Source organism: Mycobacterium sp. 852002-53434_SCH5985345 (genome assembly GCF_001667155.1).
Taxonomy (GTDB): domain Bacteria; phylum Actinomycetota; class Actinomycetes; order Mycobacteriales; family Mycobacteriaceae; genus Mycobacterium.
The window spans coordinates 25,581-40,694 of record NZ_LZIE01000046.1 but is presented as its reverse complement, the minus strand read 5'-3'; the positions used below and the strand labels follow the sequence as shown (position 1 = coordinate 40,694).

Annotated in this window: 18 protein-coding genes; 9 read left to right on the top strand and 9 right to left on the bottom strand. The window is 65.5% G+C overall.

Annotated elements, in window-relative coordinates; translation table 11 throughout:
- The first annotated feature begins 52 nt into the window (after positions 1-52).
- Genes A5756_RS10170 through A5756_RS10160 form a run of 3 tightly spaced genes read left to right on the top strand, consistent with a single transcriptional unit; the run spans position 53 to position 2,065 of the window.
- The gene (locus A5756_RS10170; RefSeq protein WP_197505760.1) at positions 53-736 is read left to right on the top strand and encodes an HAD-IA family hydrolase; all 684 of its coding nucleotides are present in this window, start codon (positions 53-55) and stop codon (positions 734-736) included.
- Complete coding sequence (locus tag A5756_RS10165; protein ID WP_066951667.1) at positions 729-1,220, top strand: low molecular weight protein-tyrosine-phosphatase; 492 nt, start codon at positions 729-731, stop codon at positions 1,218-1,220. Before A5756_RS10170 ends, A5756_RS10165 begins: the two co-directional genes overlap by 8 nt.
- A gap of 11 nt (positions 1,221-1,231) precedes the next feature.
- On the top strand, positions 1,232-2,065 hold the full coding sequence (locus A5756_RS10160; RefSeq protein WP_156659413.1) for an SURF1 family protein: 834 nt from the start codon (positions 1,232-1,234) through the stop codon (positions 2,063-2,065).
- Here the strand turns inward: A5756_RS10160 and A5756_RS10155 are convergent.
- The gene (locus tag A5756_RS10155) at positions 2,047-2,991 is read right to left on the bottom strand and encodes a cobalamin biosynthesis protein (RefSeq protein WP_066951661.1); all 945 of its coding nucleotides are present in this window, start codon (positions 2,989-2,991) and stop codon (positions 2,047-2,049) included. The two genes, A5756_RS10160 and A5756_RS10155, sit on opposite strands and share 19 nt — an antisense overlap.
- A 51-nt stretch (positions 2,992-3,042) precedes the next feature.
- Positions 3,043-3,195, bottom strand: coding sequence for a hypothetical protein (locus tag A5756_RS25860; RefSeq protein WP_156659402.1), 153 nt, complete (start codon positions 3,193-3,195; stop codon positions 3,043-3,045).
- 83 nt (positions 3,196-3,278) lie between these two features.
- Between A5756_RS25860 and A5756_RS10150 the strand changes: the two genes are divergently transcribed.
- Positions 3,279-4,094 carry an oxygenase MpaB family protein gene (locus A5756_RS10150; RefSeq protein ID WP_066951658.1) on the top strand — a complete coding sequence of 272 codons (816 nt, stop codon included), beginning with the start codon at positions 3,279-3,281 and terminating at the stop codon, positions 4,092-4,094.
- Here the strand turns inward: A5756_RS10150 and A5756_RS10145 are convergent.
- Positions 4,091-5,212, bottom strand: a complete 1,122-nt coding sequence (locus A5756_RS10145) for an epoxide hydrolase family protein (protein ID WP_066951655.1) — start codon at positions 5,210-5,212, stop codon at positions 4,091-4,093. The genes A5756_RS10150 and A5756_RS10145 overlap by 4 nt on opposite strands.
- 88 nt (positions 5,213-5,300) lie before the next feature.
- Here A5756_RS10145 and A5756_RS10140 point away from each other — a divergent pair, with 88 nt between their 5' ends.
- Positions 5,301-6,581: an NRAMP family divalent metal transporter gene (locus tag A5756_RS10140; protein WP_197505759.1), complete on the top strand. Its 1,281-nt coding sequence runs from the start codon at positions 5,301-5,303 to the stop codon at positions 6,579-6,581.
- A 240-nt stretch (positions 6,582-6,821) separates the two neighbouring features.
- Here the strand turns inward: A5756_RS10140 and A5756_RS10135 are convergent, their stop codons facing one another.
- The 3 genes from A5756_RS10135 to A5756_RS10125 all read right to left on the bottom strand — a co-directional run bounded on the left by A5756_RS10135 (position 6,822) and on the right by A5756_RS10125 (position 9,645).
- On the bottom strand, positions 6,822-7,436 hold the full coding sequence (locus A5756_RS10135; protein ID WP_156659400.1) for a hypothetical protein: 615 nt from the start codon (positions 7,434-7,436) through the stop codon (positions 6,822-6,824).
- 195 nt (positions 7,437-7,631) lie between these two features.
- On the bottom strand, positions 7,632-8,450 hold the full coding sequence (locus A5756_RS10130) for a hypothetical protein (protein WP_066951648.1): 819 nt from the start codon (positions 8,448-8,450) through the stop codon (positions 7,632-7,634).
- A 193-nt stretch (positions 8,451-8,643) separates the two neighbouring features.
- Positions 8,644-9,645 carry an HNH endonuclease gene (locus A5756_RS10125; protein WP_066951646.1) on the bottom strand — a complete coding sequence of 334 codons (1,002 nt, stop codon included), beginning with the start codon at positions 9,643-9,645 and terminating at the stop codon, positions 8,644-8,646.
- A gap of 185 nt (positions 9,646-9,830) precedes the next feature.
- On the opposite strand from A5756_RS10125, the gene A5756_RS10120 reads away from it, so the two are divergent.
- Positions 9,831-10,271 (top strand): DUF6884 domain-containing protein, encoded by a 441-nt coding sequence (locus A5756_RS10120; RefSeq protein ID WP_066951644.1) that lies wholly within the window; start codon positions 9,831-9,833, stop codon positions 10,269-10,271.
- 223 nt (positions 10,272-10,494) lie between these two features.
- On the opposite strand, the gene A5756_RS10115 is transcribed toward A5756_RS10120, so the two are convergent.
- A complete protein-coding gene (locus tag A5756_RS10115) occupies positions 10,495-11,982 on the bottom strand; it encodes a terminase large subunit domain-containing protein (RefSeq protein WP_066951642.1) in 1,488 nt (495 codons plus the stop codon).
- A 17-nt stretch (positions 11,983-11,999) separates the two neighbouring features.
- Positions 12,000-12,293, bottom strand: coding sequence for a hypothetical protein (locus A5756_RS10110; RefSeq protein ID WP_066951639.1), 294 nt, complete (start codon positions 12,291-12,293; stop codon positions 12,000-12,002).
- 407 nt (positions 12,294-12,700) lie between these two features.
- On the opposite strand from A5756_RS10110, the gene A5756_RS10105 reads away from it, so the two are divergent.
- The 3 genes from A5756_RS10105 to A5756_RS10095 all read left to right on the top strand — a co-directional run bounded on the left by A5756_RS10105 (position 12,701) and on the right by A5756_RS10095 (position 13,989).
- Complete coding sequence (locus A5756_RS10105; protein ID WP_156659398.1) at positions 12,701-12,970, top strand: hypothetical protein; 270 nt, start codon at positions 12,701-12,703, stop codon at positions 12,968-12,970.
- Positions 12,967-13,263: a hypothetical protein gene (locus tag A5756_RS10100; protein WP_066951637.1), complete on the top strand. Its 297-nt coding sequence runs from the start codon at positions 12,967-12,969 to the stop codon at positions 13,261-13,263. The genes A5756_RS10105 and A5756_RS10100 overlap by 4 nt, the downstream gene beginning before the upstream one ends.
- Before the next feature lie 84 nt (positions 13,264-13,347).
- A complete protein-coding gene (locus A5756_RS10095; RefSeq protein WP_066951636.1) occupies positions 13,348-13,989 on the top strand; it encodes a hypothetical protein in 642 nt (213 codons plus the stop codon).
- 189 nt (positions 13,990-14,178) lie between these two features.
- Here the strand turns inward: A5756_RS10095 and A5756_RS10090 are convergent, their stop codons facing one another.
- Positions 14,179-15,096 (bottom strand): hypothetical protein, encoded by a 918-nt coding sequence (locus A5756_RS10090; protein WP_232005341.1) that lies wholly within the window; start codon positions 15,094-15,096, stop codon positions 14,179-14,181.
- Positions 15,097-15,114 lie beyond the last annotated feature (18 nt).

Below are 15,114 nucleotides of genomic sequence, written 5' to 3'. Positions count from 1 at the left end.
GGTGGCACCGACACCGTCACACCCGGAGGAGACGATCGAGGACAATGGTGAGGTGACAGGCACAACGTCCACCGATCGCCCCTCGCCGGGCCGCACCACCGAGCTGGTGATCTTCGACCTCGACGGCACCCTCACCGACTCCGCGGAGGGCATCGTGGCCAGCTTTCTGCATGCGCTCGAGCACGTCGGCGTCGCGGTGCCCGACGGCGACCTGGTGGCGCAGATCGTGGGCCCCCCGATGGACGACACCTTCCGGTCCATGCTGGGCGAGGACGCCGAGCGGGCGATCACCGCCTTCCGCGCCGAATACGGCAGCCGGGGCTGGGCGATGAACACGCTGTTCGAGGGCATCGAGCCGCTGTTGGCCGATCTGAGCGCCGCCGGTATCCGGCTCGCCGTGGCCACCTCGAAGCTGGAAACGACGGCGCGGCGCATCCTCGCCCATTTCGGGCTTGACCGGCATTTCGAGGTGATCGCCGGGGCGAGCCCCGACGGCTCCCGCAAGACCAAGGTCGACGTCCTGGCGCACGCGTTGGAGCAGCTGCAGCCCCTGCCCGAGCGGGTGCTCATGGTCGGCGACCGCAGCCACGACGTGCACGGCGCGGCCGCGCACGGCATCGACACGGTGGTGGTCGGCTGGGGCTACGGGCGAGACGATTTCGCCGACGGGTTCAGCCTCACCGGCGTGACGCACGCCGCGACCATCGACGAACTGCGGGCGGCGCTCGGTGTCTGAGCCGCTGCACGTCACCTTCGTCTGCACGGGGAACATCTGCCGGTCGGTAATGGCCGAGAAGATGTTCGCCGACCAGCTGCGCCGCCGCGGCCTGGCCGACGCCGTTCGGGTGACCAGCGCGGGCACCGGCAACTGGCATGTCGGCCAGTGCGCCGACGACCGGGCGACCGATGTGCTGCGCGCGCACGGTTACTCCACCGACCATCGCGCCGCTCAGGTCGACGCCGACCATCTGGCCGCCGACCTGGTGGTGGCGCTGGGCCGCAACCATCTCCGGATGTTGCGCGAGCTGGGTGTCGACGACGAGCGGGTGCGGATGTTGCGGTCCTTCGACCCGCGTTCGAGTGCCCACGCCCCCGACGTCGAGGACCCCTACTACGGCGACGCGCAGGACTTCGAGGATGTCTTCGCCGTCATCGAGGCCGCACTGCCCGGCCTGCACGCCTGGGTGGACGACCGGCTCGGCGGGAACGGATCGCCCTGATGTCCAGGGTGTTGCGCCGACTGGCGTTCCTGCTGCGACCCGGCTGGATCGCGCTGGCGCTGGTGGTCATCGCCTTCACTTACCTGTGCTTCACGGTGCTGGCGCCCTGGCAGCTGGGCAAGCACAACCGGACGTCGCGGGAGAACCGTCAGATCGAGTATTCCCTCAACACCGAACCCGTTCCTCTCAAAACGCTGTTACCGCAACAGGATTCGTCGGCACCGAACGCGCAATGGCGCCGCGTGACGGCCACCGGGCACTACCTGCCCGACGTCCAGGTGCTCGCCCGGTTGCGGGTGATCGAGGGCAAGCCGGCGTTCGAGGTGCTGGCGCCGTTCGTCGTCGACGCCGGACCCACCGTGCTCGTCGACCGGGGCTACGTGCGGCCCGAACAGGGATCCCATGTCCCGCCGATCCCCCGCCCGCCCCGGGACACCGTCACCATCACCGCGCGGCTGCGCGACTCCGAGGCCGTCGCGCCGGGCAAAGACCCTTTCACCCAAGACGGCGTGCAGCAGGTGTACTCGATCAGCACCCAACAGGTCGCGGCGCTGACGAAGATCCCGCTGGCGGGCTCGTATCTTCAGTTGACCGAGGACCAGCCCGGCGGGCTCGGCGTGATCGACGTGCCCCACCTGGACGCCGGGCCCTTCCTGTCCTACGGCATCCAGTGGATTTCCTTCGGCATCGTCGCGCCACTCGGGTTGGGCTACTTCATCTTTTCCGAGATCCGCGCGCGCCGCCGGGAAAAACAACAGCAACCCGCGGCCGAGGCCGCGCCGGCCCCGGAGGCGCCGCAGACCGTGGAGGCGAAACTCGCCGACCGCTACGGCCGCCGCCGGTAACACAGCAGCACCGCCAGCAGCGCGGCGCCCGCTTGCACCGTCCGCGACAGCGCCACCGCCCGGCGCAGGTCGGCCACCGTCGGCTGGTGGCCGTCGCCCAGGGTCGGCCGGATTTGCAGCTCGTGGCGGTACTGGGTGGGCCCGCCGAGTCGCACCCCCAGCGCCCCGGCGAAGGCCGCCTCGACAACACCGGCGTTGGGGCTGGGGTGACGGGCGGCATCACGGCGCCAGGCCCGCACCGCGCCCGCGGGTGACCCGCTGACGAAAGGCGCGAACATCACCACCAACGCCGCCGTCGCCCGCGCGCCGACGTAGTTGGCCGCATCATCCAATCTCGCTGCGGCCCAACCGAATCGGGCGTAGCGAGCCGATCGGTAGCCGACCATCGAGTCCAGCGTGTTGACGGCGCGGTACGCCAGCACCGCGGGCACCCCGCCCATCGCCGCGCACAGCAGCGGCGCCACCTGGGCGTCGGACGTGTTTTCCGCAACCGATTCCAGCGACGCCCGCGTCAGGCCGGCGCCGTCCAGCCAGGCCGGATCGCGCCCGCACAGCGACGGCAGCAGCCGGCGCGCGGCCTCGATGTCCCCGCGCTCCAGCAGTTCCGACATCGCCAAGCCGGTGCGCGCCAACGAGGTTCCGCCCACCGATACCCAGGTGGCCGCTGCGGTGGCCGCGATCGACCAGGGCGGGCCGCCGCGGTCCGCGGTCCGTTGCAGCGCGGCGCCGAGCAAGCTGACGGCCCCGACCAGCACACCGACGTGCACCACCCCCGCGACCCTGCTGTCGCGGTAGGTCACCCGCTCCAACCCGGCGGCGGCCCGCCCGAAGGCGGCGACCGGATGCCCCCGCGCCGGGTCGCCCAGCGCGACGTCGGCCAGATAGCCGGCCAGCACGCCGGCTAGCCGGGTCCGCCTCGCCAACACCCTGGCAGCGTCTCACACGGCGCGCGCCGGCTAGACGAGCCTCAGCGCGGCCTACGCCATCGCGAAGATGGCCGCGACGATCACGACGGCGATCAGCAGGCCGATCACCCACCACATCAGTAGGGATGATTCGAGGGCGCCCGTCGGCAGGGCCGCCCGGTGGCGCGGCGGCCCGGAAGCCGGGACGCCGAATTGGGTACTCATCTGCTCAGGCGTGCCCGTTTTCCGCCGGTTCTAACGCCCCGGCCGCGGTACGTGGTTCACTCGACGACATGGCATCGTCCGCGATGAAGCGGCCCGCGACCCGGGTCGCCGACCTGTTGAACCCGGCGGCACTGTTGCTCCCGGCCGCGAACGTGATCATGCAGTTGTCCCTGCCCGGCGTCGGGTACGGCGTGCTGGAAAGCCCGGTGGACAGCGGCAACGTCTACAAGCATCCGTTCAAGCGGGCCCGCACCACCGGCACCTACCTCGCGGTCGCCACCATCGGAACCGAGTCCGACCGCGCCTTGATCCGCGGCGCCGTGGACATCGCACACCGACAGGTCCGATCCAAGTCGTCAAGCCCGGTGTCCTACAACGCTTTCGACCCCAAGCTGCAGTTGTGGGTGGCGTCGTGCCTGTACCGCTATTTCGTCGATCAGCACGAGTTTCTGCACGGCCCGCTCGACGACGACGCCGCCGACGCGGTCTACCTCGACGCCAAGCGTCTGGGCACCACGCTGCAGGTGCCCGAGCGCATGTGGCCGCCGGACCGGGCGGCGTTTGACGAGTACTGGAAGCGCTCGCTCGACGAGCTGCGCATCGACCCTCCGGTACGAGAGCATCTGCGCGGCGTGGCGGCGCTGGCGTTCCTGCCGTGGCCGTTGCGCGTCTTGGCCGGCCCGTTCAACCTGTTTGCGACGACGGGGTTTCTGGCTCCGGAGTTTCGCGCGCTGATGCGGCTGGACTGGTCGCGGGGCCGGCAGCGCCGGTTCGAGTGGCTGCTGTCCGCACTGCGGCTGGCAGACCTCTTCCTGCCGCACGGGGTCTGGCTCCTCGAATACCAGATCTACCTGTGGGACATGCGATTTCGTGTGCGGCGGGGTTGGCGGATCGTCTAAGCCCGCACCGTCGCGAAGAACGCGCGGACGTCGTCGACGAACAGCTCCGGTTGTTCGAACGCGGCGAAGTGCCCGCCGCGCTCCATCGTCGTCCAGTGCGTGATGTTGTAGACCGGCTCGCACCAGCTTCTAGGCGCCTTCAGCAGCTCGCCCGGGAAAGCCGCTACGCCCGTGGGCATTTCGACGCGATCCAGCTGCCCCCACACCCGGAAGCTCTCCCAGTACAGACGGGCCGATGACGCGCCGGTATCGGTCACCCAATAGACCATCACGTTGTCCAGCAGCTCGTCACGGGTGAACACATTCTCCGGATGGCCGCCGCAATCGGCCCACGCCCAGAACTTCTCGACGATCCACGCCAACTGCCCCACCGGCGAATCGGCCAACCCGTAACCCAGCGTCTGCGGCCGGGTGGACTGCTGCTTGGAATAGCCGGTGCCCCACTTGCGGTGGTCGGCCAGTGCGGCCATGGCCCGCTGCTCCTCTTCGGTCGGGTTCTTCAGCGACTCCGGCGTGGGCCGACCGATCGGCATGTTGAGGTGGATGCCCGCGCAGTGGCCGCCGTTTCGGCCGATCTGCGTGGTCACGGCGGCGCCCCAGTCGCCGCCCTGCGCGCCGTAGCGGTCATAGCCCAGGCGCAGCATCAACGTCTCCCAGGCCTCGGCGATCTTCTCCACGCCCCAGCCCGTGCGCGTCGGCTTGCCGGAGAACCCATATCCGGGCAGCGACGGGCAGACCACGTGGAAGGCGTCCTCGGCGCGCCCGGACGCCGGGTTGGTCAGCGGCTCGATCACCTTGTGGAACTCCACGATCGAGCCGGGCCAGCCGTGGGTGATCAGCAGCGGGAACGCGTCGTCGTGCGGGGAGCGCTGGTGGATGAAATGGATGTCGAGCCCGTCGATTTCGGTGATGAACTGGTCGAAGCGGTTCAGCGCCGCCTCGCGTGACCGCCAGTCGTATTCGTCGGCCCAATACCCGGCCAGGTCGCGGGTGTAGGCCAGCGGTATGCCCTGGCTCCAGTCGTCCACGCATTCGGCTTCCGGCCAGCGGGTGCGGGCCAGCCGCGATTGCAGGTCTTCCAGGACGTCGTCGGGGACGTCGATGCGAAACGGTTCCACGGGTTCGCTATTCACGCCCCTGAGGCTGCCACACCGGCGCGGGCCACAGAAGTCCATCGACAGCCGAGCCATGTGCCATCATTCGGGCGTGTCCCTTCGTGCCCGCGCCGCGGCCGCCTGGCACATTCTCGGGCCGGGGTTCGTCACCGGATCGTCTGACGATGACCCCTCGGGCATTCAGACCTACAGCCAAACGGGTGCCCAGTTCGGCTATGCCCAGCTGTGGGTCGCCGCATGGACCTACCCGTTCATGGGTGCGATCCAAGAGATTTGCGGACGGATCGGCATGGTCACCGGCCGCGGACTGGCGGCGGTGCTGCGCGAGCACTATTCGCGCCGCGTGCTCTACGTGGCCGTGTCGCTACTGCTGGTCGCCAACACCGTCAATGTCGGGGCTGACCTCGGCGCGATGGCGGCAACCGGTCAGTTGCTCGTTCACGCCCCGTTGTTGGCCTGGTTGGCGGTGATCGTCGGGATTTCGCTGGCACTACAGATCTCAGTGCCCTACCCGGCTTACGCGCGGTTCCTCAAGTATGTGTGCCTGAGCCTGTTGGCCTACGTCGTAGCAGCGTTCGTCGTCCACCATCCGTGGTGGCCCACGGTGGCGCTCAGCGCGTTCACCCCGCACGTCGAATGGTCACGCGACTACGCGCTGAATATCGTGGCCGTGCTGGGGACCACGATCACGCCCTACTGCTTTTTCTGGGAGGCTGACCAGGAGGCCGAGGAGGACTTCGCCCGCGGGCGGATGAAGTTCTACGGCAAGGGCGTGCCGGTCGTGCTCGAAAGCGACATCCGCGGCATGCGCGCCGACACCGCCGTGGGAATGGGCTTCTCGAACATCGTGCAGTTCTTCATCATCCTGACCTGCGCGTCCGTACTTCACACGGCGGGCGTGACGTCGGTGGACACCCCCGACCAGGCGGCACTGGCCCTGCGGCCGCTGGCCGGCGATCTGACCTATCTGCTCTTCGCGGCCGGGATCATCGGCGTCGGCTTCCTGGCCGTGCCCACGCTGAGCGGCTCGGCCTCCTACGCGCTATCGGAAGCGCTGGGCTGGAAAGCGGGCCTGGGTTACACATTCCGCGAGGCGCGCGCCTTTTACTTGGTGATCGCCCTGGCGACGCTCGTGGGCGTGGGACTGAACTTCATCGGGATTCCGCCGTTCCGGATGCTCTACTACGCGGCCGCGGTCAACGGCGTGCTCGCCCCGCCCCTGATGGCGATGATCACCCTGGTCGGCAACAACCGGGCGATCATGGGCCGGCACACCAACAACTGGTTCGCCAACGTCATGGGGTGGGCGATCGTCGCGATCATGGGCGTGTGCGCCCTGGCCCTGCTCGCTTCGCTGATCGTCGGGCCGTGAGCGGGTGGAAGCCGACGGGTTCGATGGTGGGCGCGGACGGTATCGAACCGCCGACCGCTGGTGTGTAAATCTATCTCGGTATGTCTAGGGCGTGTCGTCCTGTGTCGCGCTGTGACCTAACGTACCCAGGCGCGCAAGGCTTTTCGTGAGTCGTCGTGTCGTCTTGTCTCGGCCCGTTATTTCCTATCTTGGCCTATTTTCGGCCCAGCGGGGGGTCGTTTCGATCAGGCGTTCGAGGCGTCACAATCCGCTGAGCGCCAGCTCCCGTCCCTGAGTGATGGCCGGGACCACGACGTCATGCAAGTACGCGCACTTGAGTGAGTGCCAGTTCCCGCGCGACGGGTGCCGCAGCGACACCCATATGAATCGGTTGCCGTCTAGGTCGCACATCGCGATGTCGGGCGACTTCCACTCGGTGACGCCCAGGTTCGCTTCGAGCGACTTTTCGAGTTCGCCTTTGCCCTGCGAGATCACAAGAGTTGGTTGGAGGATGCCGAGAGTCGCGCGCGTGTGCCGTGAGCACGACCTACGCATCGGTCCGGTCGCGCGCGATTTGAAGGTCCCCTCGTCGACCGCCGAGCACAGCAGCAGGTTGGTCATCGCGTACGCCTCGAACAGATGGGCGCTTGATCCGTCCTCGAACTGGATGCGCTCGATGTTCGCGTCCACCGCTAAGCCAAACGCCAGGCGCAGCCCGAAGGTCACGCCCTGCATGTGCTGGTTGCGCTGGCGGAAGGCTTCTTTGCCGGAATCGAGCACGTCCTTTGTGCGCTGGTCGAGCGTCCGGTGTTGCTTCGGTTCGCCCGTTTCCATTGGCAGAACTACGACGCGATAGGGCTTGCCGTCGGCGTGCAAGTCATAGCACGGTCCGACCACGTGTCCTTGAGCCTCATAAAAGGCGGCTCCGCGCCGTTCGGCAGACGATCGACACACAGACGCCGACGTGCAGATGAACCCGTCACGGGAGTTCCAGACATTGGCCGACAGGTACGACTTAAGGCACTCCTTTCGCCGGTCCGATGCAGCGCGATCGACGGAGAAAGACAGCAACTAGGTGTCCTGCCTATCAGCGCCGCCATGCAGCGCGGCCAAGTCTTGGTGCGGTGTTCTCCAGACTGCCGGATCAAGTGCTGCCGGGCCGACGGTCGTCAGGTCATCGGGGACCGGCGCGCCGACGTCCGAGACGCGCACGGTCACCGCCTTGTCGATGCTTGTGGTGGTGACCACCACGGCAACGCTCTGCACCTCGGGGTCCACGGTCAACAGGCCCTTGTCGATCAGGCCCTTGAGCATGATCTGGGTGTAGATCACACGGTCGCAGATTCGGGCGATGCCCGGCGCGGCGGCGTAGTACCGCTGGTCGATGTCCAGATCGCGAATGGCCCGTGACCTCGGCGACTTGGCGTGGATGACGTCGCCATAGAGCCAGGAATACATCAGCTTGCGGTCGGTGGTGGTGCCGCTGGGCGTGGCGACCCAATACGCCTGTGCCGCCAGATTGGCGTCGATGACCGCGCGCCAATAGTCGCGCCACCAGCCCAGGTCAATCTCCGCGTTCAGCGTCTCGGTCCCTACCAACTGCTCCAGCGCGTCGAGCGCCTTGGCGTAGTAGATCGGCTCGGAGCTGAGAATCAGCGGACGGACCCGGCTGGCCAGCGACTCCAGCGCCTCCTCGGGCGGGTACTCGGCTTGCAACCGGTGGCTCTCCTCGCCGGTCTTGGTGTTGACGGTGACCCAGATGGTCACCTTGCCCGTGTGGAGCTTGCTCATCAGGGCCGCTTGCTCACGAATCAGAGAATGCGCCATCACGCGCCGGGTTCGCAGCAGAAACCCCTCGATGACGGTCTGAGGTGTCTGGGTCGAGGCCATGACCCGCACTGTACGACCGCCCACCGACAGTGCCGCGAGGCGTCACTGATGGAAGAGTACGGTGATCAACGCGCTGTCCACCCGCCGCCCGACCGCCAGCTGAGGGACCGGTTGAAGTGTCACCTTGTGACCAACGCAAGGTCATCTACGGGGCGACCTTGAGTCAGATGGCGGCGTTAAGGGGACGGCAGCGCTAGATCGTGGCTGCAGTCTGATTCTTCAGCAGTTCGCGTAGACCGTCGGGCGTGAGCCAAGGCGCGCTGCGATGGATCATCCGGTGGCAATTGGCGCAGAGCAGAATGAGATCGCTCAGCTTAGTTTTCGTCTCGCCTGACGCATGCAGCGGCAAGGTGTGGTGGACCTCGATGTACTCGCGACCGCGCTCACCGTAGGTGGCCTCGAAGTCGAATCCACATACTTCGCAGTGGACGCACGGATGCGTCTTCAGGAAGTCGGTGATCTTCTTGCGCCGTATTTTCCTGTCGCGCTCGCGGACGAAGTGCCGCCGCTGAAGCAAGCGTCCCTCGTGCGCCTCGTCGTCCTCCTCGTCTATCGGTACTTCGAGCTGCTCAACAATGCTGTCGTTGGCGATCGCCCGCCACAGCTCCTCGGCGACCTCATGCATGTAATCCGGATCTTCAAGGAACTCTTGGAGCACTTCCTCGTCAATAGCGCCGCCCTTGGTCCGTTGCCCGGTGTAGTCGGGGTGGTGGGTGGCAATATCAACGGTCTTCCTGGCGACTCCGTTGGGATTGCGGAAGGTGTCACTCCGCACCTCGAACGGGTGAAACGGCAACCGTTGCAGAAGAGCCGATAACTCGATAACCCGCGGGTCTTCGGCCGTCATGTATTGCCAGCCGTTCCGAGCAACGAGATCGCACGCGAGGATGACCTCGTCCCGGACCCAGGGCGGCGAGCGTTTGGGCGGAACGTGAAACCCGAGTTGACGGAGGCGGCGCACGACGGTTGCTTCTCCACCGCTGAACTCATTTGGATGGAGCGGTTGACCACCTGGTAGGTAGCCATGAGCCGCCCCTGCGATCGCCTTAGAGTCATACGCCTTGCCGTTACGGATCACGAAATAGTCCTTGGCTGAACCGAAACCGTATTTGGCGCGGAAAGCCTCGCCGTCAATGCGGTCATACTCATCGATGGCTGCGTTCACCGCTGCTGCGGTCAGATCCCCCAGGCCCATGTCGCTGACGATAATGCTCAGGACCGACCGCCAATAAGCTGTCGCCCGCCGTCCGACGATCAGAATGCCGACTACGGCTGACCCGCCATGTCGATTACACGACTGCCTTGGTCGTCAGAGGGCCCCTACCAGCTGGCTACCGATGTTTTTGCGAGCTGCCGAGCCGGGCCATCGATAATGGTTCGATGACAAGGATTGGCCTCGTCGGCTGCGTGAAGGGCAAATCCGCAACACCAGCACCAGCGTGGGAGCTCTACACCTCGGCGCTATTTCGAGGCCGGCGGGAATATGTCGAACGGACCTGTGATGCCTGGTACGTCTTGTCTGCTAAATACGGCCTCGTCGAGCCTGGCCGCATCCTCGAGCCCTACGAGCAGACGCTCAAGAGCGTGTCGCGCCAAGCCCGCCGGGAATGGAGCCGACAGGTAGTCAGCGCTTTGCGGCAGCGCGTCGGATCGCTCAACGGCACCGTCGCTGAGATCCACGCCGGGAATGAGTACCGCACTTACGGCCTCGTCGACGGGCTGATCGCAGAAGGTGCCCAGGTTGAGGTCCCGGTCGCTGGGCTTCCGCTTGGAAAGCAGCTTTCGTTCTACAAGCAGCGCGCCGACGAGCCGAGGCGATGACTGTTCCTCCGATCCTGCAGAAGTGGCCGGAAGACCCTCTAAGGTGCGAGAACTGATCGGGCGATTCAACAGGCGACGTGGGCTGTATGCCCTCCGGACGGCCCCGGGTTTCACGCAACGGCGTCATACTCCCGAGATACTCGCAGCTTGATTCCAGACTTCCTGCCTTCGCAGAGCAGCATGAGGGAAGCAACTTAGAGACGTAACCTCGGCGTGATGTTGGCTACCCGCCAATCCGGCGGGTCATCCAGTCGGGTGGCGGGGGCAGCGTGCCTTCGCGGGCGCGGCGCGCCACGTCGAGCGGGCTGACGAAGTGGATGTGCTGCCCGGCTGAGTGGATCAAAACATCGTGAGCTACTACCAGCGCTGCCAAGGCGTCGGGCTGGTGCTGACCGACCTGCCAGGTGACGGCCGCGCCTTCCAAGGTGGGCAGGTGCCCGGCGATGCGGGTGGTGCCAGTTTCGAGGCCCTGAAGCAGTGCCGCCGACCGGGACAATGCATCTCCGCCGCCGCGCCCGCTGCCCTTCGGCGGCCAGGTGGTGACACGGACGGGCCGGTTGATCTTGGTCCGGCGGAGCGCGTCGTTGACCACCCTGCGGTACGTCTCGCGGGCGGCGAAGCCCTCGACGGCGATCTCCGAGGCTTCAACGTCTACGGCTAGGTCGACCGCCGCCCTGGCCCATTGGTCACTGGTCATCGGTGCCGACACATCAGCGATCACCGCCACCACGCCCTCGGAGGTCAGTGACGCCGCAATTACGCCGCAGCTGTCACCCGAGCCCGAGTCGGCTGGATCTACCCCGACGACGGTCTTGACGGCGCCCAGCGGGGCGCTGGGGAGCCGCCACTGGTCGAGCCATTCGCGCTTGACCAGCCCACCCTCCGGCGCGGCGGGTACACCCTCGTAGAGCGCGTACCAGACCCGCTCGCCAGAGGCCCGGCGGGCGGCGGCGAAGTGCTCGGCGGTGAACCCGAGTGCCGACGTCATCGCTACGCCAGGCTCCCGGTCCAGAGCGTCGGGCACGCCAGCCTCGGTGACGGCGGGGATGTTGGTATGCCGCCAGATGTCCGGCTCGCTGTCGAGCAACTCTCCGGCCAGGTCGTTGGGATGCCATCGGGTCATTACCAGCAGCACGCTGCCGCCGGGATGCACGCGGGTCGCCAAGGTGGAGCGGTACTCGGTGATCACCCGACGGCGGTGCGCGGCGCTATCGCCCTCCTGGGCGTCCTTCACCGGGTCGTCAATCACTAACAGGTCCGCGCCGAAGCCGGTTACACCGGAATTGATGCCAGTCGCCAGCAGCCCGCCCGCGCGCCCGTCCACGCGCCATCGGCCCACCGCCGTCTTGTCCTGGGACAGGCGGATGCCGAGGTATTCGTGGTGCTCGGCGATCAGCTGCCGGGCTTCCCGGCTGTGCGCCTGGGCCAGCTCATCGGAGTAGCTGACCAGGACAATCCGGAGGTCGGGATTACGGGCCAGCGCCCAGACCACCGTCCATACCGCCAGGAGCTGGGACTTGCCGGTACGCGGCGGCGTGGTCACGACGTCGCGCTGATCCTGACCGGTGACCGACCTTACCGCCAGATCAGATAACAGCCGAATGGTCGGCGTGACAACGAAGTTGGGGTCCAGCCGCCGCGCCAGCTCGGCGGGCGTACAGGGTCTTTGCCGACGTCGGGCCGCGCGGATGCCGCGGGCGGAGGCAACCATGCTTATCGGATCAATCGTCACAGGCACCGCAGTTCCGGCACACGGCCTTCGGTCTTCGTCTTCGCCGCGATCTGGGCGTCCTGCTCGTCGCCCAGGCCGACGTAGTTGCGGCCCTTCACTTTGACGAGGTAAACGCATCCGGCCAGCCAGAGCCGAGTCAGAGATTCCCCAGCGCGCCAATGGCCGCCGGGAATGCGCCGCCGGAGCGCGGCCCATGCCATGAGTTGCTCGCCGCTCTCCGCTAGCGCGCCAAGAATCATGCGGCCGATCTCGTCATCGGTCCGAACGGTCGCTGTGCTCGCGATGGTCATGGTTCTCCTCGGCGGTGTCGCCATTGGGTCGGTGTGCTCTGCACACTGGCGACCTTAGATGCGAAGGGTGCACCGGCGGTCGAGGCTCTGACCTACTCGATGCGGACGAGTCGAACTGGGCGTTTGGCGACGCTTACTTTGCTGATTGCGTTGGGAACCAGGAGGTCAATGCGGTTGTAACGTTGGCGAGTGATGACCGTTGTTGAGATTGCTGCGGACGGACTGCGGACGCCGGATTGAACGTTCTTCTAGCCCCCTAGTCGCGGTCGGCGACGCGAAAGTCGGTGGCTTGCAGAGCTTCGTGAGGCCGAGCAGCGGCTCTACCCTTTTTGGGCGCGCCACCGTGAAAGACTCCCTACATGTTGGAAAAGCGACACGTTGACAATGCGAAGAATGCCATCGAAGTGATGAACGCAGTCATCGAGGCATACGAGCGTGCGGAAGCGACTGGCCAATTGGTCTCCGACCCCGACACAACGCTCGTTGACTACGTCACCAAGCAAATGGTCGGTGACGACACCGAGGACGCCTACCGCCTACTCAGCGGCTTGACCACTCTCCTAAGCACGTTGCTGCTCCATATTGAGTCGACCCAGGGTGTGCCGAGACAAGCATCTCTGGACCTACTCTGGGACGCCATCCAGGCGCAGGCTGCGCCCGAGGGCGGAAAACGATGAACGATGACGAGATCAACCGTCGTACAGAGGACACGTACAACGCAATAGCGATAGTGACCGCGTTCTACGGCGAGCTTGACACCGAAGACCGTCCAACATTCGACGCAGTCGTCGCAGACGCACTAAGCGAGACTGACCCCCGGAGGGTTATCACCGGCCTTGCGATGCTTTGCACGGCACTCGCGCGGGACTTGTCCATTATCACGCGTCTTCCCGTTCCGGAACAGCTGCAGGCGGTGGCGCAAGGACTAATGAAGTACGGCATCCGCCGGGAAAGCGACGACGGCCCGTAAAGCTTAATCATCTCTGCGCTGGCCGTACGCGCGGACGCCAAACCGTTCAGGTGCATGTCTCGATCCGTGCGTACTGTCGGCCACATGGTCAAGGAAAACGTACTGTGGGGAACCCTTTCCGGGCTCAACGTCACCTATCTTCAACGCTGGTGCTCAGCCTGGGCCGACTTGCTGCTTGCCGACATGGCACTGCTAGAACACCGCAGCTTAGGCAAGGGATCGACGATCACTCACCGTCGATCACTGTGGGAAGCCGCAGTCGTCGCATACGGACGTCTTGCCGTCAGCGACCAAAAGCGCGAGATCGCTTTCAAAGATCTGATTAGCGAGGTAGCGGGCGAAGACGGGGTCGTTTTACACGAAAGGATCATGGATTGGCGGCACGGTCACGTCGCGCACCGAAAGCGAGCTGAGTTTGAGGCGATCAAGACCGTGTTCGCGTACGCGAACTCAGTGACGCCGACTTCGTTGCACTCCGTGTTGGCGGTAGATGCCGGGCCAGCTGCTGGCAGCAAGTTCGCGCGTGCATTTCAAAAGCACGTCAAGATGATGCGTGACTCAATGTACGAGCTCAGAATCCGTCCTCTTGCAACGAAGGTCATTGAGGACGTCAATGAAGGTCGGATCGCCAAGCCTGGGGCGCTTCGCCCAGCCGATGACCAATCGACGGGCGACCGCTACATCATCAATCAGTGTCTATACGAGCTAAACCCGACATTCAGCTAAGCAGCCAGCTGTGCTTACTGGGGGGTCGGGCTATCCGGTGAGTATCCGGTATACGGTGGCGCGGCTGACGCCAAGAGTGTTGCGATGACGCTGGCCGATTCGCACTTGCGTGCATCCGACGCGCCAAATCCGCCTTCTCAGTGTCTAGGCCTTGGGCCGACCGATGCGCTGGCCGCGAGCGCGAATTGGCTACCACCATCGACCCCGGCGCCGTGCCGGCACTTCGCGAACGGGCATCTCCCATGGCGCCAGGGGCCGGTCAACAACCGGTCGGACGGTTTCCGGCGTGATGCGCTCATGAGTGTGCTCACGCTCATAGATATCGGCGTGAATCGCGTTGTGCTGCTTGACTGTATCAATCACTCTGGCGATCAAAATGTCCAACCGCCGAACCTCTGCCTCGGCAGCGGTCAATCGCTCATAGAACGAAATTGACCGATGGCCGCACCATTGGCGCAGCAGCTCGTGGTAAGGGCGCAGTCGCTTCCGGTACCACTCGTACTCCCACTCAGGTGTAGTTGTTTGGTCTTCACCATCGAAAGACTTGTACGTTTTACCGCGTTTGCAGTGTTCCCGCGCCTCGGCTTCGCTCGCCATGACTTTGTCGAGCACGGGAGGCGGATTGGCATGGCAAACCTGCTCGGCGATCAGCAGCGTGCCGTCGGCAGACAGTTCGATAACCCCGTCATGTTCGAACCACTCAACCTCCTCGAGTACATCACCGAGAGACCTGCGCATGAGCTGGTCAACTGCGTCGCGCCGATACACCGATGTGCCGTGCCTGATGAGCGAGCGGTCATACGCTGCAACGTCTTCCGGGACCAGAAGATCAAATACCTCGGTGACCGCCCAGTCCTCTGCGTCGTCCAGCAGACCTCGGTCAAGCCGCTGCCAATTCGCTATCAGCTCGTCGTACTGCGCGACGTCGCTCCATGGTCCGTGGAGGCGGGTGGCGGGCACGTTGTCGGGCTGGCCAGCCTTATCTCCGTCGAGGAACTCAATATCGACGCGCGTCGTCTGCTTGCGCTTCTCAATGCCCACAATTTTGACCCGCTCAGAGGGGCTGTAATGTCGCTGCCGATAGATCCACTCGTCGCCGATGTTCACGGCGTCATTTCCGATCGC